General features: G+C 58.1%; 17 protein-coding genes and 2 pseudogenes. 9 read left to right on the plus strand and 10 right to left on the minus strand.

Features of this window, described 5'->3' with window-relative positions; translation table 11 throughout:
- Positions 1-661 precede the first annotated feature (661 nt).
- A complete protein-coding gene (locus tag IVB18_RS04790) occupies positions 662-1,078 on the plus strand; it encodes a hypothetical protein (protein ID WP_247988142.1) in 417 nt (138 codons plus the stop codon).
- Positions 1,079-1,911: 833 nt separating this feature from the next.
- Here the strand turns inward: IVB18_RS04790 and IVB18_RS04795 are convergent.
- Complete coding sequence (locus IVB18_RS04795; protein ID WP_247324258.1) at positions 1,912-2,751, minus strand: RMD1 family protein; 840 nt, start codon at positions 2,749-2,751, stop codon at positions 1,912-1,914.
- A 713-nt stretch (positions 2,752-3,464) separates the two neighbouring features.
- On the opposite strand from IVB18_RS04795, the gene IVB18_RS04800 reads away from it, so the two are divergent.
- The 4 genes from IVB18_RS04800 to IVB18_RS04815 all read left to right on the plus strand — a co-directional run bounded on the left by IVB18_RS04800 (position 3,465) and on the right by IVB18_RS04815 (position 6,104).
- Positions 3,465-4,211, plus strand: coding sequence for an energy-coupling factor ABC transporter permease (locus IVB18_RS04800; RefSeq protein WP_247988143.1), 747 nt, complete (start codon positions 3,465-3,467; stop codon positions 4,209-4,211).
- 67 nt (positions 4,212-4,278) lie between these two features.
- Positions 4,279-4,515, plus strand: a complete 237-nt coding sequence (locus IVB18_RS04805; RefSeq protein ID WP_247988144.1) for a hypothetical protein — start codon at positions 4,279-4,281, stop codon at positions 4,513-4,515.
- Positions 4,516-4,668: 153 nt separating this feature from the next.
- Positions 4,669-5,190, plus strand: coding sequence for a thermonuclease family protein (locus IVB18_RS04810; RefSeq protein WP_247388540.1), 522 nt, complete (start codon positions 4,669-4,671; stop codon positions 5,188-5,190).
- 584 nt (positions 5,191-5,774) lie between these two features.
- Entirely contained in the window at positions 5,775-6,104 is a 330-nt protein-coding gene (locus IVB18_RS04815; protein WP_247324262.1) for a hypothetical protein, read from the plus strand.
- A gap of 67 nt (positions 6,105-6,171) precedes the next feature.
- Here IVB18_RS04815 and IVB18_RS04820 read toward each other — a convergent pair whose 3' ends face one another.
- Positions 6,172-6,441: a hypothetical protein gene (locus IVB18_RS04820; RefSeq protein ID WP_247988145.1), complete on the minus strand. Its 270-nt coding sequence runs from the start codon at positions 6,439-6,441 to the stop codon at positions 6,172-6,174.
- Positions 6,442-6,701: 260 nt separating this feature from the next.
- On the opposite strand from IVB18_RS04820, the pseudogene IVB18_RS04825 reads away from it, so the two are divergent.
- Positions 6,702-7,030, plus strand: a pseudogene (locus tag IVB18_RS04825) (inorganic phosphate transporter); the annotation flags it as partial.
- A 23-nt stretch (positions 7,031-7,053) separates the two neighbouring features.
- Here IVB18_RS04825 and sugE read toward each other — a convergent pair.
- Together sugE and IVB18_RS04835 are read right to left on the minus strand one after the other, a co-directional pair.
- Positions 7,054-7,368: a quaternary ammonium compound efflux SMR transporter SugE gene (gene sugE, locus IVB18_RS04830; RefSeq protein WP_247279066.1), complete on the minus strand. Its 315-nt coding sequence runs from the start codon at positions 7,366-7,368 to the stop codon at positions 7,054-7,056.
- A 116-nt stretch (positions 7,369-7,484) separates the two neighbouring features.
- Positions 7,485-8,192, minus strand: a complete 708-nt coding sequence (locus tag IVB18_RS04835) for an SPASM domain-containing protein (RefSeq protein ID WP_247988146.1) — start codon at positions 8,190-8,192, stop codon at positions 7,485-7,487.
- Between the two features lie 821 nt (positions 8,193-9,013).
- Here IVB18_RS04835 and IVB18_RS04840 point away from each other — a divergent pair.
- The 3 genes from IVB18_RS04840 (at position 9,014) to IVB18_RS04850 (ending at position 14,445) form a co-directional block, all read left to right on the plus strand.
- Positions 9,014-9,199 carry a hypothetical protein gene (locus IVB18_RS04840; RefSeq protein ID WP_247988147.1) on the plus strand — a complete coding sequence of 62 codons (186 nt, stop codon included), beginning with the start codon at positions 9,014-9,016 and terminating at the stop codon, positions 9,197-9,199.
- Positions 9,200-9,556: 357 nt separating this feature from the next.
- Entirely contained in the window at positions 9,557-11,374 is a 1,818-nt protein-coding gene (locus IVB18_RS04845; protein WP_247988148.1) for a DUF6538 domain-containing protein, read from the plus strand.
- A 1,586-nt stretch (positions 11,375-12,960) separates the two neighbouring features.
- Positions 12,961-14,445: an anti-phage dCTP deaminase gene (locus tag IVB18_RS04850; protein WP_247988149.1), complete on the plus strand. Its 1,485-nt coding sequence runs from the start codon at positions 12,961-12,963 to the stop codon at positions 14,443-14,445.
- A 450-nt stretch (positions 14,446-14,895) separates the two neighbouring features.
- On the opposite strand, the gene IVB18_RS04855 is transcribed toward IVB18_RS04850, so the two are convergent.
- The 6 genes and pseudogenes from IVB18_RS04855 to IVB18_RS04880 form a co-directional block, all read right to left on the minus strand.
- A protein-coding gene (locus IVB18_RS04855; protein WP_346732658.1) for an IS66 family transposase occupies positions 14,896-16,511 on the minus strand; the annotation gives its coding sequence in 2 pieces (ribosomal slippage) (positions 14,896-16,235 and positions 16,235-16,511; 1,617 coding nt in all).
- Positions 16,396-16,899, minus strand: coding sequence for an IS66 family insertion sequence element accessory protein TnpB (gene tnpB / locus IVB18_RS51870; RefSeq protein ID WP_346732607.1), 504 nt, complete (start codon positions 16,897-16,899; stop codon positions 16,396-16,398). Before tnpB ends, IVB18_RS04855 begins: the two co-directional genes overlap by 116 nt.
- Complete coding sequence (locus IVB18_RS04865; RefSeq protein WP_247988151.1) at positions 16,896-17,297, minus strand: transposase; 402 nt, start codon at positions 17,295-17,297, stop codon at positions 16,896-16,898. The genes tnpB and IVB18_RS04865 overlap by 4 nt, the downstream gene beginning before the upstream one ends.
- A gap of 497 nt (positions 17,298-17,794) precedes the next feature.
- Positions 17,795-18,709: a dienelactone hydrolase family protein gene (locus IVB18_RS04870; RefSeq protein WP_247988152.1), complete on the minus strand. Its 915-nt coding sequence runs from the start codon at positions 18,707-18,709 to the stop codon at positions 17,795-17,797.
- Between the two features lie 74 nt (positions 18,710-18,783).
- Positions 18,784-19,476 carry an AAA family ATPase gene (locus IVB18_RS51875; protein ID WP_346732659.1) on the minus strand — a complete coding sequence of 231 codons (693 nt, stop codon included), beginning with the start codon at positions 19,474-19,476 and terminating at the stop codon, positions 18,784-18,786.
- A gap of 30 nt (positions 19,477-19,506) precedes the next feature.
- Positions 19,507-20,365, minus strand: a pseudogene (locus IVB18_RS04880) (ISNCY family transposase); the annotation flags it as partial.
- Between the last annotated feature and the right edge of the window lie 702 nt (positions 20,366-21,067).

Here is a 21,067-nt window from a genome sequence, read left to right on the forward strand (position 1 = left end):
GGGCTGATTGGCAGGCTGCGGCGTTCTCGCGATACAACGAGATCACGCGCGAAATTGAGATTTCACCTGATTCAATCGAGTCCCAAACTTTCCATCTACCGGATGGGCCCTTGCCAGGTTCCGCTATAATATGCCCGGAGATAGCCAAAGCGAGCGGATCCGAAACAGGGCGCAACGCATTGGCGGGATTAGGTCGTCCATCTCGGATCTGTCGACCGATCCTGGTTCTCTTCCCCAATATCTGGCCGGTTTCGTCCTTCTTGGAGTTCGCGGCGATCCGCCTGCCGCCACTGCCTCGCGACGCTGCCTATCACCTACAAACGGAACGCTGGAAGCAGGACTTCGCTTCGCCATAGCCGCCGACCCGACGAACGTGCCATCGAGCGCCTTGTAGACAGACAAGCACGAGCGGATCACGAAATTAGCGCTTTGTGACTCCTTCGCGCGACCGCCGGTTGGGCGTTGTCAGGCGGGCTGCGCGCATGCAGCACACAAGTTTGCACTTTCATTCGCCTGTATCGCCGGGATATATGGTCGGCCGGAGAGCATGACGATGGTTCGATTACAAAAGAGCAGGGCAGCCGCTAACGCGCGGCGAGCAGAGGCACGCCGTGAGAGTTCGGTCGGCGACATCCAGGCCCGCATAGCCGAACTGAGAAGCTTGCCGCGCGAGAACCTCGCGGATGCGGTGTTCATGCTCTCGATGAATGCAAGACGGCAGGGCGAGTTGATTCGACAGGCGATCGACAAGCGCGCCGAGGTCGACTTGGACTTTGATCCGCCGCCGAATGCTGATTTGGCGACCTATCTCGCGAATGATGTGGTCTCGACCTTACGCCACCACGTTGCTGACCTTCCGACCTTGCTGGACCTATTGGTTGAGCGAGCGCCTGACGTCTGCTTCACCGTCGATCGGGAGGAGGCCGTTTCGCTGCTGGCCGCAATCATTCGCGAACAGCGGCTCGAAGGAGTCCTTGAAGGCCTCAGGCTCGCCGGGCTCCTGAACGAGCCAGCGAAGGATCGCCATGCCGGGATCGGTTCGGAAGTGGATTTGAGAGGAGCTGCCGAGGGCGCGTGAGTGTCCAGGGCGCTTTGAGGGACAGTCCACAGATGGAATGTCCAGAGCGGATGAGGACGTCAGAAAATCTCGGCGCCTGCTTGCGAGGTCAAAACCGCGTCGAAATTCGCGGCGTAGTTCCTTTGTCATCCGTTTAGTGTTTATCGCTGACGCGGAGCCGCTATGCACGCCCGGTCGCAGTCCCCGGCCGCGTCAAGCTCGGCGACCTTCGCGTTAGCGAGGACGAGATCCGCATTCTGAGCTTTCATGTTCAGTTGCAGCGCGCGTTTGCGCGCTGGCGGATCATGGAACCGTTCGCTAACAGCCACGCAAGGGAAATCACGGCAGGACACGTCGACCGAGCCGTGGCGATGTGCCAAAGCGGCGAAAGGCGGTCGCTCAACTCGGTGAGGCGTCCTGGTGAAATCGACCGTCCTTGTTTCGGTAGTCGCTGGCTGCGCCCTGGGGGCGGCGGGGGGAAGGCCTGGCAGAGTATTCCGCGACCAAGTCGAGAATAGCAGACAAGCTGAGTGGCGGCCCGCTGCAAATTGGGCAAAAGGGCCTTCTTGGGTGGCGCTGGATCGTCGACATGAACGCTCCGCCGCGCGTCTGCCATACACCCCCTATCCTTGCTCGATCGTCGGGGAAACGAACTCGCCTCGGCTATTCGCTGTCTTCGCGAGCCGCACCGGGATTTCGCCGAACCTCGCGTCCACGAGCACGGCGAAGACATAGCCGAAATCCGCAGCTGAGTGCGGCCGAACGGCGCGTCCCACGTCAATGCCGGCCAGGTCGGTCAGTAGGCCCGCTCAAACCCCACGAAGGCGCCTCACGCGCTACGGCCAGCCGCACTTTCAGTGAGCTGCTGTAATAATCTGAAAGCATCCGATCGCAACTTCCATCACGATCAGCACGACTATAACCCACTCAAGACGCAGCGAGCGCCGTGTGTCGATGATGTCCGTCAGTGCGTTAGCCGTTCCGGAGATGGCCGACAGCTTGCGCTCAAGCATCTCAAGACGCTCCTTCAGTTCGTATTCGTCTTTCAGACGCGAATAGAGCCGCTCGAGTTCCGGCTTCTCCCAGAGTGCGTCGGGCTTTTCGGCAATGGCGACGCGGCCCGCGACGCGCTGCTGGACCAGGAGCGCATTGCCGATCAGTTGGAGAATGCCCTTGCGGCCCCGCGGCGTCCGGCCGCGCTCGGCTAGTTCGCTTGCAAAGGGTTCGATCACGTCGAACACCGCGGCGACACGGCGCTCATCTCGCTCTAGCGCCGTGCTCTTGGCTAGCGTATCGGCGATCAGCAGCAGCCGATCGTCGCTAAATTCTCTGAGACAAATCCGCCCGCCCGGCAGGATGACCTCGGCGCTCTGGTCGTTGCAGAGCTGCGCCTGCGCGCTCTCCTCCTCATAGGAGCTGAGTTCACCGATGACCCGCGATATCAGGGTTTCGATCAGAGCGGTTTCTTCCGAGGGCGACAACCCGATGAGCACTACAACGCCATAGCGGAAGATCACGACAAGGCCCGCATGAATGCGGAAAGCGACCGGCGTCGAGGACACCAGCGTTCCGATTTCGAGAGCCGACGGGTTGATGCGATCGCCCAGCATGACTGCGCGAATGCTCAGCATCGAGGCGGCCGCCGTCTGTTCGGAGACGGCAGGCTTACCGGGCGAAAGTTGATCCATGTTCACTTTAGCATCCGGTTTGACTGCGACACGATAGCGTTCCCCCGGGACCGTCAAACACGTCCAGAACTTCGTCGCAGATGGTGCAGCGGAATTTGCCGGGCGCGTCGCTGAGAGATGATGCTGCGATCCAGAAAATGCCGGCTCCAAGTTTGGATGGGTGCGTCGCCATTTCCATGTTCGTGCATGCTTGCCCGCAAGGTCAATCGAACGACCCAGCAAGCTCTTGGAGGATTTCGACGACCCGAGCCGCCAAACATTGGCTGCGCCGTAGGCGCCGTCCTCGGACAAGGTCGAGCAAGATTGATGCCGAACCGGTGTCTTCGCGCCAGCGGCGTCAGGATTTTCCGCTTCAATGGGCGAGCGAAAATGATTGTTTGAAACGGCACAGGTTGATCAAAGACTGGCCGCGATGTGTGTTCAATTTCCTCCAGAGCATGTCGGCTACAGAACACGGCGAATCCTGCGCGCCGCGGGATGTTTCAAGGCAATCAAAGCCTTAACCGCCGCAGCGGCGCTGGCATAGCTGTTGCTATGAAATGTCGCAATGACCGAGCGAAGGCGGAGTGCACACCCGGTCCGATCTGGCGAAAACAGGACGTTATCAGTGGACCGAGGGTGGCGAAGGTGAAGTGCCGTTTCCGACCGTCAGCCACACGACGGTCCCGGCAAATTCTTGAGCCAAGGCCCGAGTACAACGGCAGAAAGGACTTGAGACCGTGCATATCGAACCGGGAATAGTAACAGGCGCCAAGCTCGTGTTGAGGTACGCGACAGGCATTGCGACGGGCTGCGTCATCGCCAAGCTTGTGGTCGAGACCATACGCGAGCGGGGCGCTCTGTCATTTGCTATGCAAGCCATCGCCGCGACGGGCCTTGTGTTCACGTTTTTCGAAATCCTGCCGCACTTTGCGGTTGGGGTCTCCGAAGTGCACTTCGTCCTGCGCTCGACGCTGTCACTGTTGTTCGGCGCGGCGCCGGCTGCCTTTGGTCTTGCGCTCGGCCTCTTGCTGCAAGGCGTCCTCTTTGTTCTGACCGACCTGCCGCAATATGGTATGAATGTCGCGACGCTTCTAGTGCCGCTGTTTGCGATCCAGGCGCTCGCCAAGCGCCTCATTCCATCCAAGGCCGCCTATCGCGATCTGCAGTACAGTAACACGATTGCGCTCTCGACTGCGTATCAATCTGGTATCGTTGTCTCGGTCGCGTTTTGGGCGCTTTATGGCGCGGGCTTCGGCGCCGCCAACCTCGGTAACGTCGCATCGTTCGCGGTTTCCTATGCACTTGTGGCCTTGGTCGAGCCGGTGGCTGATCTGGCTGTGCTGGCGCTCGCGAAACAAATTGGGCGGCGTGAGTGCGAGGGGATCTGTCGCCCACCGCTCCTAGAAGGCATGTTGCTTTTGATAGCAACGATGGCCGTCATGTCGCCCGTTTTGCTCAAGCGATGCGTACGCTTTCCCCGATAGCAGCCGGCTGCAGCGATCCGGGGCGACGCGCGCTCGCTGCTATCCGTGGCAGCGAGGGGCCGAGCTTATGCTCATTCCGCACAAGGCGACCAGGAAATCATATCTCGCCGACTTGCGGCCGGCCGTCTGCGCCGGCCCGGTCGCTAGTGAGCGGACGCGCACTACCGAGTTCGACCTGCTGGTGCATGATGCGGCCAAGGCGAACTGCCGCAAGGACGTGGAGGAATGGCGGGATGCGGTCAGCACAGCAGCCTGGTCGCAGAGCATCGGGGGCGAGGTTGGACACGAGGGGCGTCCGTCTTGAGCTGCTGATACACGGGGAGTCATCCGTCGAACGAGCTTACCTATGCAACATTAGCAGCCTCCTAAGCACAGCCGCGATGGAGCGCCGTTCGGCGGTTTCCCATGCTCTGCTGCACTCGGCCGGAATGTTCGCAGTTCGACAAAGAAGATCGCCATGTATGGATTGATCGTAATGTTGACCATGCTCGCACTGTGCAGCATCGTGTTTGCCGGCGAATTGACGGGGCCGGCAAAGGTCATCAGCACCGACACCCTTGAAATTCACGGGACACGCGTTCGGCTCTGGGGCATCGACGCGCCGGACAAGACTCAAATGTGCCGAGATATCAACGTCAATCCATATCGATGTGGCCTCAGGGCCGCGAGCGATCTTGAAAGCTTCATTGCAGAGCGCGAAGTCAGTTGTCTGTCAGTCCTGGAGGATGAGTGTGGACGGACGATGGCGACCTGTTCAGCTGATGGCATCGATCTCGGAGAATGGTTGGTGCGTAATGGTCTCGTGCTCGATTGGGCGCAATACTCCAGGGGACGATACCAAGCTGCGCAACGCGCGGCCGATCGTGCCGGGCTGGGCTTGTGGGCGGGCAGCTTTGCCGTACCTTGGCTATATCGAGCGTGCATTCGGTTAGGTGGTCGACCAGCCAGTTGTTCTGACGACGCGAATGCACATCCTTGACTCGTATTCCCCACACCAGAATATATATTACAGTCGGTTCCGCACAAGATGACAGTCACGGGCGAGCTGGCGTCGACCGGAGTGAGCAAGCTTCCCACTGCCGCCCAACCATGCTCAAAGGAGTAAGATGGTCTCAACCTCTCGCAAGCGCGAAAGTCGCAAGACCAGAAAATCGCGTGCTCCGCAGGAACGCCATCGTTCTCGGCGTAATTCTTGGGAACCCTGGACGCGCGGTCATGCCAAGGCGGCGCCTTTTGAGTTCGAGAGAGAGCCGCATTTACCTCAGAAGAATGGCGGGTTCTCCGGAGCCTAAACAAGACAAACGCGTGGCACGGAAAAAACAATCAGATTCCGCCGGGTACAGGTTGAGCGGAAGAAAGAAGGCCAGTGGCGTTCAAGGCACCACTGGGCAAGGTAGGCAACACGAATGTGGCTTGGGATGCAGCCTGCCTCTACTCCATTCGACTCGAGTTTTCGGGTTTTGACATACCCAGGGCTCGCAGCTTGATTCCCAGAGGAGATGCTGTCCCACCAAAACTCATACACTCGCACTCAAATCTGATGGACCAAGCCGGTGTGAGCGCTTGCTCAACGCCGGCTCCGCGGGACCCATCGAAACGACGGTAATCGAATTGCGCCCTTTGCCGCGGGAACGCCGCATAGGTCCCTTCCCGGACTTCGCTGCTGTTGGCGATATCGGCCGCGATTGCCTTTTCAAGCCACGGCTGCTCCGATATACGCCAGAATTTGGCCGGGCGAGTAAGAAGCTGAACACCACACGTGCGGTTTCGGTGACAAAGACGTGTGGACCTGCCTTGCAGGCGCCGATCACAACAATGCCACAGAAGACAATGCAGCTGTTCGTTCGGTTGGAAACAGCATGGCTCGCTGACGACTGGCTGGAGATCCGCTGAATGAGCAACACCGCATGCGACGAGCGCAACTGCTGCGGCAGCCCGAGCAAGAACGTCAGATCGCATATCACCTCCCGAACACGAAGTGCGCGCCTTCCAGAACGAAGCGTGAGCCACTGAACTCGCAGCGTCGCTCCCATGCCCTCGTGGTGTGCAGACGCTGTGCCGACGGGCACGATGCAAGCTCCCGGCGTTTTTCGATCGCGATGTCGTCTACGCGACAATAGCGGTCATTGTTCAAACAAGCCCAGGGTCTGAGGTCGAACACGAATCGAATGCCGCGCGTCGGCACCGCCAGTTCGATGATGATTAGGTGATCGAGCTTCTTTGCAGCCACACAATGAAGTCGCACCGGCAATTCGAGGCGCGGAGCTGAGCTCAGTCAGAGATCGCAAGCTCACCTGACTGCGATCTAACAATTGAACTGGTCGGCAGTCCCTGATGGTGCCGACGCGGGATAGTCGGAAGCAGTTCGGAACAAACGAACACGATCTGCCGATCTGCATCTTCTCCCCTGCTGCTCCGGAGGTCAGGCATCGTATAACTCCGGCAAGCGACCTTTCTTGACCATCGCCCGGAGATCAGCCGCATAGCTGGGTTTCATTGCCGTTCTATTCGCACGGCGATCTCGGCAGCGAGTTGTTCGTGCCGTTCTGGGTGGTGAATTGCGCCAGACGTGATGCCGGTGGGACCCTGATGGGCGGCTGGCGTATCGTCCGCACTAGGGCTTTCGCGTCACGACCAGGTCGCGGCCAGATGGTCTCGGCCCAGAGGCCTTGCATCAGCATGTTGTTCTTGGCGACTTTCCTCGCCATTGTCGGCGCGCCGCGCCCCTCGGCGGTGCGCTGGAACGTGGCCAGCTCGATCGTCTATGCCTGGAGAATCACGTGCCGGCCTCGGCGATCGTTGCGGCGCTGACCTGGTGGGGTCAATGCTTTCGATGTTTTCGTCAGGACACGAGCTTCAGCCCGACAATGCCGGCGACGATCAGTCCGATGCTGGCAAGGCGAAACGCGGCGGCCGGTTCTCCGAACAGGATGATCCCGAGCGCTGCGGTGCCGACCGCACCGATGCCGGTCCAGACCGCATAAGCAGTTCCAATGGGCAGCGTCTTTAGAGCAAGGCCGAGCAGGATCACGCTGCCGGCCATGGCCGCGAGCGTGAGCACGGACGGAACGGGCTTGGTAAAGCCCTCGGTGTATTTGAGGCCGATTGCCCAGGCGACCTCCAGCAGGCCGGCGACCAACAAAATGCTCCAAGCCATGGCGGCCCTCCGTTCATGGCAGGGTCGTCCCCGCGGCTGATGTGGTGATGAGCTGGAAGGCCATCCTTGCCAGGGCTCGTGATTCGCTTCGAGCAGGGGTCAACTTCTCTCAAAGATCAGCATTCCGACGTTATTGGTTCGGCGAATTCACACGATCGACAAAGCAGAAATCCGTCCGTTCCGTTCATGCGATCGGCAATCTTGCAAAAAGCTGCCCCTTCGAAGAGATCCTTGTACCTGTCGCGGAGGAGGTTGCCCAACACGTGTCGTCGCTCAAAATCCATGCAGCAGAAAGTAACGTCGCCGTTTGGGAGAAGAACATTACGATATTGCCGTTCGTCAGGACATGTCAGTGCTCCAACGATTGGCTGCCGCGCTCCAACCATCTTCTCGCCGTTGCCAGCCCTGCTGCGCGGCGGACGCGAGCGAACCAGCGCTTCGTCAGGAATTATGCCGACAAGTTCGGGATGCACCTCGCCCATGACTATGAAGAGCAACGATGAAATATCGGCATCGATAAGTTGGCGCATCAAATCGATATAGTTGCGCCTGACGAGACCACTATCCATGTGCGTGCCGTCATCAAAAACATGCACCAGGAAAACGCGGAACTGCAGCGCACGCAAGCGTCTTAGATCCCGCCCGTTCATTCCTACCAGGGTTGTGAAAATCCGGATTCCATGGCCACACGCGTAAGCATGCTCAACCATTTCGGTGCAAGCCGGATTGAGCCAAGGCTCCGAATATCCGGAAAAGCTGATGTCGACAGCTGCTGGTACGCGCGCCAGACATCGCTTGAAATCTTGGAGAGAAAGATGCTTCACGTCGGATATCGCTCTTTGCCGTTTGGCAAACTTGTCCTGCGGGCAATAAGAACATCCGACGACACAGCCCGTTGTCGTAGTTATCTCCAAGACCCTGCCGCCACTGATTGCAGAGCGCAGCTCCTGTAGAGTCATCGATTCTATATTGTCCACTTCCGCGCTCCGCGTTTGGAACAAAGAGATCTTGAGGGGACCGTCGATTTGCATCTCATGCCGGTTCGCTCATGCTTCAGTTCTCGATTCGTCGTCCACCAGCGCGACTCGGCACGGTCGCAAGCGTGATCGCGACAGATGAAGAATGCGCCACGGCTCTCTCCCCATAGCACCCCAGTCCAACAGGATTGGACGGCTGCCGAATGCACATGCGTCGATGGGGTTCGTCTAACGTCTCGTTTATTCCAACAAGCATCACTCATGCCATTGGCGGTACTGTCCATAACTTGACACGTCCGCGATAAATGTCGTCCCAAATGCGCAACCGAAGCGAAACTCTACGCAATCGATAGCGTACAATATGACGCTACGTACGATTCAAGCTCTCTCGAAAATGAGTTGAATGGCGGCTTTCTTATGAAATGTGACGGTGTAGCCGCCGCCCCCGAGCGCCACGTCATCATGATCAACGTGGTCGGCATCGACCCGCGAAGTTCCGATTGCGAGTGCCCTTGGCCCCAGTCGAGAATGCAAAGTCTTCACCTTCATGCAGCAGATCGCGAATTTCAACAGTTGAAAACGTTACTCACCATAGGACTGAGCTGGCGCGATTTGCGCGAATCGGAAAGTAGTCGACCTCGTCTTCTTACTGTCGCTAAAGGAAAAAGATGGTCGCTATCGCCCGTGAATTGCCGGTTTCAGGTTACGCACTCGAAATCGATGGGCGACTCAAGACTGAATTTGCGACGAGAGACGGGGCCAAAACCGGCGCGCGCGAGCTGAAGGAGCGGTTTCCCATGCTGCGAGTCAGAATCTATGACGCGCAAACCAAGACTCGAGAGGACGGCGCGTGAGGCTGGGCGATCGATCGCAGCGACGCCACGTGCTGACTTCTTGCTGATAAATGGCCTTGAGATCTATATCAAGGCCAGCACGGCAAAGCAGGCCGGTGGCGGCATCGGTACAAAGTTGCCCACCAGAAAGCACCACAACGGATTGGGCCTATCTGCCGATGAGGTGCCGATACGGCCGGGAAGTCCTCTCTCTTCAGCAAGCTAACACAGATTGTGAGCTCCGCATGTCGCGAGCCACCCGTCGAGTTTTGCGATCGAGAGTTTTCACAGCCGGGAACCATTCTTCCATTCATCATCGACACCTGCCTGGTATGTGTTTGGCCTCAGCACTAGGTCGTAGCTTTGATGCGCGCGTTGATGGGACTGATCAAGGACAGACACGGGACGTACTACGCTCAGCGGAAGGTGCCTGAACGCCTCCAAGAAGCCCTCGCGCGTGTCCTCAACTCCGAGAAACCCAAGCAGGTCTTCCTCAAGAAGTCCCTCGGCACCAAGGTGCTGAAGGAGGCGAACGTTGCTGCCACGCACGTCTTGGCGGACTTCAATCGGACGCTGGCCAGTGCTGAGGCGCTGCTCAAACAACGTCCCGAAGTAGCGTCCATCACTGATGCACAGATCAAGCTAATGGCCGAACATTACTATGCCTCGCTCTTGGCCGCTGACGAGGAGGAGCGGCAGGAAGGGACAGGCTCGGAGCCGATCTTTCAGAGTGTTGCGGCTCAGCTTGCTGCTGCTGGCCTAGAGTTCAACACACCGTTCAAAGTCGGTGACCTGCCTGAAGCGGGCTTGTCCGACCGTGAGGTGTTCAAGCGCGAGCACGCGTTAGCCGAGAGCCTGCCTGATGCTAGGTCAGCGCTCTCCAAAGGCGACATCACCCATGTGCGTTCGGACGCACAGGAATTGCTGGAAGAGTTTCAGCTGAACTTGGACAGCAAGAGCCAGTCGTACAGGCGGCTGGGAATGGCCGTGCTCACAGCTCGCGTGAAGGCGCTCAGGGACATCGCGCGGCGGAACGCGGGCGATCCAGTGGAGACACCCCCGTTTACAGTAGGCCCTGTGAGCGCCCCAGCATCGGGAGGTACGCTCCGGGAGGCCTTGGAGGGTTGGAAGAAGGAGCGCGAGCGTCCCGAGGACGGCGTTCACGAGTACACCCGTGCCATCGACATGTTCATAGAGATGCACGGTGACCTGCCCATCGCGGGCATCAAGCGCTCGCATGCCAGTCAATTCCGTGATGCTCTACGGCAGGTGCCCAAGACACGCAGTGGGCCGCTGCTAAACGCAGGATTGCTGGAGCTGCGCCAGTGGGGCCAAGAGCACCCCCAAGCTCCGAAAGTCTCCGCAGGGACCGTCAACAAGCAGCTCGGCGCCATGCAGGCCATCATTGGCTGGGGCTTCCGGCACGGATTGGTGCCTGATGAGGTGCCTGAGACCGACCCGTTCAAGAACCTGCGAGTTGAGGGTACGAGATCAACGCGTGACGCTTTCGATCCTCACGGGCTACAGGCCGTGTTCGATGCGGCGCTCTTCACCGAGCACGCAATTCCAGAAGCAGGGAAGGGCGCAACTGCGGTATGGCTTCCGCTACTCGCGGTGTTCATGGGCGCACGACAGAATGAGCTCGCCTCGCTACGTGTGTCCGACATCAGGGAAGACGCCGAAACGGATACGTCGCTTATGTGGATCGCGCGCGAGGCCGCCGCAGGCAAGCGCGTTAAGAGTGATGCTGGGGAGCGCGTCGTCCCACTGCACCCGCAGATTATCCAACTCGGCTTTCTCGAATATGTCGCTCAGCGCAATACGGAGGAAGGCGAGAACGCGTGGCTATTTCCCGCTGTTGCGCCTGATCAACGCGGCGGGCGCAAGGCTTGGGGCGAAATGGTGGGGCCGTTACCGGCAGTTTTTTACCGTGGGCATGAAGCTCCGCCATACCAGAAATGCCATTCTGCTGCACGGCACGATGTGCCTTGTGAGCCGCCATGCGCTCGAAAGGGTCGGGGGATGGGCAGAATGGTGCCTGACGGAGGATTCAGAACTCGGGTTACGCCTGCTGGCTCGTGGTTACACGGGTCTTTATGTGCCGCGGACAATGGCGGGCGGCCTTCTACCCTTGTCCTACCGTTCGTATCGACGCCAAAGGCGTCGCTGGGTAATTGGCGGCGTTCAAACCCTTAGGCGGCACTGGAGGATACTTCTTGGGTTATCGGGTACTGAAGGCTGCCTGACAGTGGCGCAGCGACTCCATTACTGTCAGGGATGGGTGCCTTGGCTTCGGGATGCGGTCGTCGTTATCTCGATGGTGTTCGGTGTATTCGTAGGACTGGTTGCACTGCGAGGAGCTTCAATTTTACATGCCCTGACGCCTCTAGCACTGGGAATGGCTGCTGTCGTCATTCATTCCGCTGTGCGGAATGTGCTAATTTACCGATACTGGCTATCTTGCTCGTGGCGTCGGACGCTGGGGGCGGTGACCGCGATTCTTGGGTTGGCGCCGACGATTGGTCTGAGTCGGCTCGAGGGTTGTCTAAAGCGGGACTTCGCTTTTCAGCGCACGCCGAAGGCGCCTTGGATGGAAGGGCTGAAGCAACATCCATTGCGGCATGGAGCTCTCGTGGGTGCCGGCGCAATTGCCGCGCTTGGGTGGTACTTCTGGTCGCCTCCGGCGCTCCTACGCCTGCGGCATCTCTGGTCGCGTATGCCACGATCCTGCTTGCCTCCGCTCGGATGAATCAGTTGGCGGCGGTCCAATCGTAGAACTGGTTGACTGTTCAGTCCAAAATTAAGCTGACATTGAGAGTCGCATTAGCGGCTCGGCCCGATGCAACCGCACGACAACTCTTCCTCCCGCCTGTCCTCCCACACCTTGGCCGTATGTCCGATCGCTCGCAACGAAACTGGTGCGGGGCCTCGCAGACAGTCCTACTAGTCTAAGGTTTGGTTACAGTTTGAAGTCGATTCCGGTCGCGCGCGGTTCGATTCCAACGTGACTGAACGGCATTTGCAGCGGAAATTCTCGTTTGCTTTTCAATACCGGCGCCTGGCCTGGCCGGCGTTGAATTAAGGAGTCAAGCTATTGATCAAGCGGGAGAACGTCGGTCGTTCCTTTGATGATACCAGCAGGGATACCAACAAATCTTTAGAGAACGCCACCATGCAAGCTGGTCAGGCTCATAACCTGAAGGTCATAGGTTCAAATCCTATCCCCGCAACCAAACAAGCCTCTGATTTCATAAGGTTTTTGAGAAAGCCGCCCAAGAGGGGCGGCTTACTTTTTTCGCCCTTGTCGCCACCGTGTCGCCACCTAAAACTTAAGCGCTTCGAACGGATCTGATCAGCCCAGTCTTGTCGATGCCGATTTCGAAGGTGCTTTTCTGGCACGATGAGCGATGCGCTGGCGGCCATCCCTGGTTGTCGCTGGAATTTCTCGTGCTGCTATCTGGATGTCGCTATAGAGCAGCGTTCATGAGGTTGGCCGCCTCCCAATTGCTCTGTGCCGTGAGGTCAGTTGAGCCAGCGCTTACTCGCCTCAGAACCAGCCCAGAAGTTGCGTGGGTCCGCCGTTTGACTCCTTAAACCAGCTCTTAGAACCGCCATTCCGTCAACCGCTTTCGCTACCTCGTGTCAAAGACTTTACAGGCTTTCCGGGAAATCGGAATACTCATCACTATCAGGTTGTGCCGGGGGGATTAATGCCAGAGCCAGTTCTACTAAGAAAGCCATCTGCCGATCAACGAACTTTAGCAGCAGACATATCCGACCGAATGTCCGAGGAGCTAGTAATAGCGCTGGTTGGCCCGGTCGGTTCGGGGGTCTCTACCTCCGCGGTATTCATCGAAAAGATTCTGACCCATCATTTTGGGTACGAAGTTGCGCCCGTCATTAAGTTGAGCAACTTTATCCGAAACGAAGCTCACCGAGTGTCTAGCGGCGAAGTTCCTGCCCCGCTGAGTCAGTACATTACACATATGCAGAACGCCGGAAATAAACTTCGCGAAAAATTCGGTAGCAATTATCTAGCCGAGAAGGCCGTCGAGAGCATTGCCAAATATCGCCAAGGGAAAAACGGATACGCAGCAAACGGGACGATGCTGCCTGGACGAAGGGCTTACATAATTGATTCGATAAAGAACCTAGAAGAGCTAGAGTTACTTCGCCAAATCTACCGTGAGACGTTGTGTGTTATTGGCGTATTTGCGCCAGACGAAATGCGCAAACAGCGGCTGTTGAACGATGGGGCCGTGGACAGCGAAGTGCGCGCTGTCATTAGTCGAGATGCTGGCGAAATTGCTACTTTTGGCCAGAATACGCGAAAGATTTTCACTCAAGCGGATTTTTTTATATGTAACGATAAGAAACCTGATGAACTCGAAAGAAGACTCCACCGGTATATGGAAATTGTGTTTGACACCAATATTCATACTCCCACTCGACACGAATCGGCAATGTACGAAGCGACCGCAGCGATGGCGGGCTCGGCCTGTATGTCTCGGCAAGTTGGAGCAGCAATAATCTCATCTTCCGGGGAATTGATTTCGGTGGGATGGAATGACGTACCAAAATTTAAGGGCGGCATATACACGGAGGATGATCAGTTTCGATGGGACCCCGAAAAAGAAAGCATCCAAGACGGCGACCATCGCTGCTTTAAGTGGGGTATGAAAATTTGTCACAACGATATGCGCCGCTCCGGAATCTCGGAGAGTATAGCGAAAGTGATCGCCTCATCCGGCTTACTCAAAGAGGATGCGACGGAGGCCCAAGTTCGTGAACTACTCAGAGGAAATGAGGTTGATGATCTGACCGAATTTTCGCGTGCTGTCCACGCGGAAATGGAAGCGATATTGGCAGTTGCGCGTGAAGGAAGGCATTCTCTCGTCGGAGCAACGTTGTTTACAACAACGTATCCCTGCCACAATTGCGCGCGGCACATAGTTGCCGCAGGCATTTCGTCCGTAGTTTATATCGAACCCTACAGAAAAAGCTTAGCGATAGCTCTGCATAACGATGCCATAAGCGAAGACCCCGAGGATAAGAAGCGGGTCGTATTTAGGCAGTATGACGGCATAGCCCCGCAGCACTATTTGACCTTATTTAAGAAGAAGTCGGACCGGAAGATCGGGGGCAAATTCGCTCGACAATCACCAAAACTGGCTGTTCCCCTTTTTCGGGTGCCATTAGACGGGCCTGTTGAGTACGAATCGAAAGTGATTGCAGACCTGGAAGCAAAAGAAGATACTGCCCATTAACGAATCATTGGGATGGTGGTGGAATGTCAAAGCAAGGCCCCGCTGAGACTTGTCCACAGCAACTGGTTTTGGATTTTCAAGGTCCAAAACCGGTCGAACACTCCGAATGTTCGGGTCCAAAGATCCTGGCGTTTGTAGATCATGCTACTCGCGCGGTCCGCGAGCGGGCCGTGCAGAGGGTTAAGACATCTGGAATTTTTTCATTGCCAGCCAATCTGTCAAGATAACCCTGCTACTTTGACAACCTCTGCTTTGCCGCCTTCTCAGCGATTTCCTTGCGCCGTTGCCGACACCAACCGCGAACCGGCGTAACTCTTCGCGACAATCCGCTGCTTCTCGTCCAGCGTCCAGCGTCGCCGCGCGCGCGACGAAAGTACGCATACGACGAAGACCGCCTGATTGACGCATGCGCGCGGGCGCGGCGAGCTCTATGATGGCGTTGCGAGAAGGTCAGGCAGCCTGCTGATCGGCGGGCTTGTCGGGTTGGCGCAGACGTTTCCATTCCCAGGGCAGCAGTTCGTGCAGATGCGATGCGGGAAGATCGGCGATACGGGCGAGGACGTCGGCGAGCCAGGCCTTGGGATCGACGTCGTTGAGGCGACAGGTCGTGATCATCGTCAGCATGATGGCGGCACGGTCGGCGCCACGCTGGCTGCCGGCGAAGGTCCAGTTGCGCCTTCCCAAGGCGATGCCTCTCAATGCGCGCTCAGCACAATTGTTGGTCAAGCAGATCCTGCCATCGTCGAGGAAGCGGGCGAAGTCGTCCCAGCGCCTGAGCATGTAGTTGATCGGCTTCAGGACCTCGGAGGAGCGCGAGAGGGTTTCGCGCTCACGCAGCAACCAGGCGTGCATATCCTCGAGAAGCGGCTTGCCCTTGTCCTGGCGCACGGCGCGCCGCTCGTCGGCGCCGCGGCCGTTGATGGCGCGCTCGATCTCGAACAACGCATCGAGGCGTCTGACCGCCTCCAGCGCGATCGGAGAGACCGGTTTGCCCTTCTTATCTTCCCGAGCATTTTTCTCGATGTCAGCCAGCTCGAAGAAGCCCCGCCGCGCATGGGCAAAGCAAAACGCCGGCGTAATCGGCAGCACCTTCTTCCGCGGGGCGAACAGCGGCTCGAAGCCGTTGTAGCAATCGGCTTGCAGGATACCGGCGAAGGCGGCCAGATGCTTCTGGGGATGCTCGCCTCGTCGGTCGCTCGAGGCGTAATAGACCGCCGCCGGCGGCGCAGGCCCGGCGAAGGGCCGGTCATCCCGCACATAGGTCCAGATCCGCCCGGTCGTGCACTTGCCCTTCGCCAGGATACGGATGGTGGTGTCGTCGCCATGCAGGCGCTCGGCCGCGAGCACATGGCGTTCGATCAAGTGGAAGAGCGGCATGACGGCGAAGGTCCCGTGGCCGACCTGGTCGGCCAGCGTCGACAACGGCAGGTCGATCCCCTCGCACTTGAAGCGCGCACTCTGGCGGTTGAGCGGGATATGCATGCCGAACTTGTCGAACAGGATCGTCGCCAGCAATTGTGGGCCGATGAAGCCGCGCGGCGTGGCATGGAACGGCGCGGGCGGCTGGCTGATCTTCTCGCAATCGCGGCAGGTGAACTTCTCGCGTACCGTCTCGATCAGCTTGAAGCGGCGCGGGATCTCCTCCAGCGTCTTGGTCACATCCTCACCGATCTTCGCCAGCCGCGATCCACCGCAGCAGGCGCAGGTCGTTGGAGCCTCAATGACGACGCGCTCGCGTTCGATGTCATCCGGCCATGGCTTGCGCACCGGCCGCTTGCGCATGAAGGGCGGACGCTCTGCGTCTTCGCCGCCGCGGCCTGCGCGGCAAGCTCATCCTCGCTCGCCGTGGTGACGAGTTCTTCGAGCTCCAACTCCAGCTGCTCGAGCAGCCGTGCCGTGCGCTCGGAGCGCTGCCCGTACAGTTCGCGTTTGAGCTTCTCGATCCGCAGCTCAAGATGCGCGATCAGCGCCTCGTTGTCCGACAGCTCCGCCCGCGTACTGGCAGCCACCGCCTCGGCTCGCAGCCGCGCCGCACGCTCGGCCTGCAGCGCCGCCAGGGCACTCACAAGGTCCGATGGAAGATCGTCCGGCTTCGATATCATGAAGCCATTGAATCAGATCAAGCAGCAGATTCAAACCGTAAAAGTGGCTATCCGACCCGCGTCGGACGCTGGGTTTCTTGAGGGTTGCGCTCGTTACCGATTCACCGGCAACCGATGGCCAGATAAACCTTCCTCTCTCGAGTCTTTTGGTAAACAGGCATGCTCCCTGGCCATCGTGCCAAATGACCTTCAAAAGATCGCCGCGTTTGCCCCTGAAGCAGAAAAGACCGCCGCCCATGGCGTCGCGCTTGAGCACTTCCTGCACGCGCAGAGCCAGGCTCGGAAAGCCACACCGCATGTCGGTATGGCCCGTCGCCAGCCACACTCGCACGCCCGTCGGGATCGGGATCACCGTAGTGTCTCCAGCCCTCGCATGATCCGTAGCAAAACCGCGACATCGACGTTGCGATCCACGATCACGCGTCGGCCATTCGCGGTCACGACCTCCAGAGTGCCAGTCGCCGCCGGTGCCGCATGCTCCGTCGTCGACTGGACCTCCGACACAATCCGGGCCGGCACAAATCCACCTACCTGACAGCCGCCAAGCTGTCCTTCGCGATAGGCCTTGCGCCACGAAAACAGAAGCTGTTTCGAAAGCCCATGATGCCGTGCTGTCGCCGACACCAGCCGCGGACCCGAAAAACTTTCCTCGACAATCCGCAGCTTCTCGGCAGCCGACCAGCGCCGACGCCGACCAGTCTCCACAATTTCAAGGCGACGCACTTGGCGACTATCAGTAAGGATATCCATACCGACAGTCAGCTACAGACCGGATGAACTCGCAAGACGGCCGTCCTCGGACGAGTACCGACGAAATCACCTCAAGGCGGCTCGACAAAGTCGTATGACGGGTCACACGACTTTGTCTTCACAGCCTCCCGTCTCTTGCAAGGCGGCCTTCGGGGCAGAATGACACGATGGCGTAGGTGATCTTGGTTGAATCCTTAGAGCGCAAACTTCCTGAATACTGGCGGGGGCTGACGCGGATCACCGGGGCAAAGTGAAGTGCCCTTCGGCATGGTAGCACCGATGGCATGATCATATACGTGAACTTGACGGACTGACGTGGTGGCCCCCTTGGACAACCTGCCCGAAGTTTAGAGTGCCGCCGCCAACTATTTCTCCCCGCCAGTTGCCGGGCGTGACATCGGGCAGTTTGAAGTGAGGCTTTGTCTTTCTGAGGCGCGGCATGGATGAGAATGAAAATTATTGAAGTGCGGATAGTGTCGTCCACGACGGCCTAGTCGTCATCTGGTCTCGATTCCCTTGATGAATTTCTTCGTCTTGATTGCGGAGAGAACCGTCTGCATCATGTCCTTCTCCGCCACTGGATTGTAGGTCAGAGCCCAACCATGATCGCCAACATGGGACGGTACGTCGAGCACGAACCCGTGGTTGGCACCTTGGTATTCGATCATCTGCACCGGAACTGACCGTTTCCTTTTTGTCAGTTCTCGACACCACTCCGGATTATTTGCATCGTCCTTATCGCCCATAAAAATCTTAATCGGGCCGGTATAAAGGGCGGAATGCTGCAAAGACGGACTACAGCCTGGAGCAACTGCGAATGCCGCCGCAAAATGGTGCGGATGATCAGACTCTTGTGTCGTCATCGACACCAGTGCCGTGGTGCCCCCGTTACTGTAGCCCATGATGTAGACTTCGTTGACTTTTGCCAGCTTCTTATCGATGAGGTAGTCGAACCCTGAGAAGGCATCGTCAGCGCGACGCCTGCCCCAGTGCAGGTCCGACACGCCGCAACTTTCATTTACATAGCGGGTAGTGAAGCTGTCGAGCACTAGCGCGCCGAAGCCGCCCTTGTTGAGCGCGTCGGCAACGCGAGCCGTCCACTCTTTCTCCGTCGTGGTCATGCCATCACAACCATGCATGACGACCACGAACGGCACCGGGCCCTTCGCATCCTTGGGCGAGTAGACGAAAGCGTTCAACTCGCCGTCCTTCTGCACGTCGCCGAACTCCTGCGGCGTGCCGTTCTTGAAGTTCTTGCTGAAGCCGCTGTCGTAGGGATTGTCCTTCGTCCAGTGCTTTGCAGAGTTGTGAGCGTAGTCGCCCTTCCACGTGATCTTGACTTCGACCGGCTTGGTGTCCGCCAGCGCCGCCGTGGAGAACAGAAAAATGAATGCGATAAACAGAATGCGCATTTCCGATCTCGAATGCTTACAGGTTGAATGAAATTTGGTAGGCAGAACGACTGCTGAAAACTCCGCCCTGGATATCATGACGGGTACTTGCCGACGTTTAGGACGTATTTTGTGATATCGACCTTCTTGTCATCCATGCGCTCAGATTGTGTTCTTGCCTCTTCATAAATATGAGCACGGGTTGTTAGAATGAAGCGCGCGTTCGGTGAACGCCTGACGCGATCCAGAAATTTTAGCAGATGAGCGTCTTGCTGACCTAACGTCTGCAGGTCCAGCCGTACTTGGCCCAGAAAGTCGTCGAAGAAGAATACTGTCTTTTTTCTATCGTCTATTTTTGCGAATCCGTCATCCAGGTCACGAACAGCTACGAGCTGCCAGTTCTCCGCCAGATATTTGTAAGCCAGCATTTCAGCAAGCGTCGTTTTTCCAACGCCGGGTGGCCCAGACACAATGATGACGTTTCGCTTTTCGAGGAGATCGGAGGCTTCCTTAAAACTCGGGTTCTGAGCGTAAACCTTAACCTTCCTCTCGATCTCGTCCTCGGTCGCGTTAGTGAACCCGCTCAGCGCGGCATTGACGATCTGGTCTAGGACAACAGCGCTTGAAAGCCAAAGCTTGATATGAGCCTTCTCAATATCGCGGTTGTCCCTAAGCAGCCGGTTCAGTTCGGCGGGGCCAAGGATATCGCTCTCAGATTGGAGGGAGGGCCCGATAATTTCGGCGAGAACAGCCTTGTTATCCGGTGTCAGGACGTGAGACGTCGCCAAGATATAGCGGGTCGGTTGCAGTTCCTCGATAGAGGCGCGCTCTTTCCAAGCCGTTCGCAAGCTGGCGAGGAAGAAGTCGATCGGCGGGGCCGCAGTAATCGAATCGCCCAACGACTTCACGTCGGCAAGGTCGGCCAGACGTTGCTGCGCGGACCGAATGTTACGCAGCAACGCGACCGGGTCCAAGCTGAAGCAGATTTCCTGCAGTCGGGCCCGAACCGCATCGGAGGTATGTGGGTCAGCTGCCAGCCGCTGATGCGGCGTCGTCGGTTACGGACGCGTGCGCCATCGCGCTATTAGCTTGAAAGACGGCTGCAAGAAGTCCACGAACAGGCGCACTGAGCGATAGAGTTCTGCGAGCAACGCAGCCGCCTCGAGTCCGATAACCAACCATGCGTCGGACTACGGCTCCGTTCTTCTGTTCGACAAACGCCTGGTCGTTCTTGCGGTAGGGTCGGCAACGCGTGAACTCGATGTTCGCCTGCTCGCAATACGCTTTCATCGCTTCGTTTATGAACACGGTATCGTTGTCGGTATCGATGCCTTGCAGCGAGAGTGGCAGCTGTCGGCGAAGTTCTGTCAACACGGTGCTCAGGCGCGTTTGCTCGCGCGCCAGCAACGGCGCACAGTCCATCGAACCGGTCGCAACATTCGTGAGCACCAGCGTCTGGATAAAACTGCCGCGCGCCGAGGGCCCGCTGTGGGCGACCAGATCGGCTTCGACAAAGCCCGGCGCCGGATCCTTCCATTCGGCGGACGTCCGTACCGTGATGCTCCGTCGCAATGCGCTCGCCACCGGCCGGCGCCGCTGGCGTCCACCCTCCTGTCGGATCTTGCCCAGCGCCAGATCGATCGTCGACGCGCTCACCGCCAGCAGCTTCGCGCGGATGCGCAAGACCTGGACCGCGGCCGGCCGCCATGCTGCGGATAACTGCAAGGCCGTCGTCAGGGTTTTTACAGTCGTGACCACCCGCTGTCTATCGCTGCGACCGCGGCAGCGTTATGCTGGGTCAGCGCCGGTGTATGATGTTCGGGGGACTTCGCATCGATAAAGCGGCGCTGGCCGATCTCTCAGATCGATACTTTCATGCCCTGGAACTTCCAAGCCTGAACGGCCAAAGCTTCGCGTTTACGCCGCTGCCAACACGTCTTTGGTATTCATCGGCGGCGGCGCCTGGCGCATTAAGGTCCTTGAAGCGGCGGTAGATCACCAAGCTGCGAGGATTTGCCGCATCCTGAAACGGGTATGAAAGCCAACCAGGCTCGACGCGACAGCACTGGGGCTTGAAGTCTACGTAGCGTCAGGTTGTACAGTCTGAATCATACATGCGGTCTTCGCTCTGAAGCGTCATGATCACTCGGAGAGGCTCGGTTGGTTGTAGCGAATGTGAGGACGTTGAACTGAAGAACTGATGAGGAAGCAGAGCTTGCAGTGCAAGTATCGAAACCCGGACGCCTTCCAACAGCAATGGGGCGGCCCAATTTCGATCGCGATGTGCCGCATGCGAACTTGCCCGGAAGGAGGGCGGCAACACCGTGGCTTTTTGGATTGTGCGAGTATTTGGGTTTCGTTTCTCCTGGATTGTTTTGA

This window comes from Bradyrhizobium sp. 186, assembly GCF_023101685.1.
GTDB lineage: Bacteria > Pseudomonadota > Alphaproteobacteria > Rhizobiales > Xanthobacteraceae > Bradyrhizobium.

Coding starts and splice junctions, on each gene's coding strand:
- IVB18_RS04845 (WP_247988148.1), top strand. CDS start 9,557: ATGGGACTGATCAAGGACAGACACGGGACGTACTACGCTCAGCGGAAG.
- IVB18_RS04805 (WP_247988144.1), top strand. CDS start 4,279: ATGCTCATTCCGCACAAGGCGACCAGGAAATCATATCTCGCCGACTTG.
- sugE (WP_247279066.1), bottom strand. CDS start 7,368: ATGGCTTGGAGCATTTTGTTGGTCGCCGGCCTGCTGGAGGTCGCCTGG.
- IVB18_RS04810 (WP_247388540.1), top strand. CDS start 4,669: ATGTATGGATTGATCGTAATGTTGACCATGCTCGCACTGTGCAGCATC.
- IVB18_RS04870 (WP_247988152.1), bottom strand. CDS start 18,709: ATGCGCATTCTGTTTATCGCATTCATTTTTCTGTTCTCCACGGCGGCG.
- IVB18_RS04840 (WP_247988147.1), top strand. CDS start 9,014: ATGGTCGCTATCGCCCGTGAATTGCCGGTTTCAGGTTACGCACTCGAA.
- IVB18_RS04850 (WP_247988149.1), top strand. CDS start 12,961: ATGTCCGAGGAGCTAGTAATAGCGCTGGTTGGCCCGGTCGGTTCGGGG.
- IVB18_RS04865 (WP_247988151.1), bottom strand. CDS start 17,297: ATGGATATCCTTACTGATAGTCGCCAAGTGCGTCGCCTTGAAATTGTG.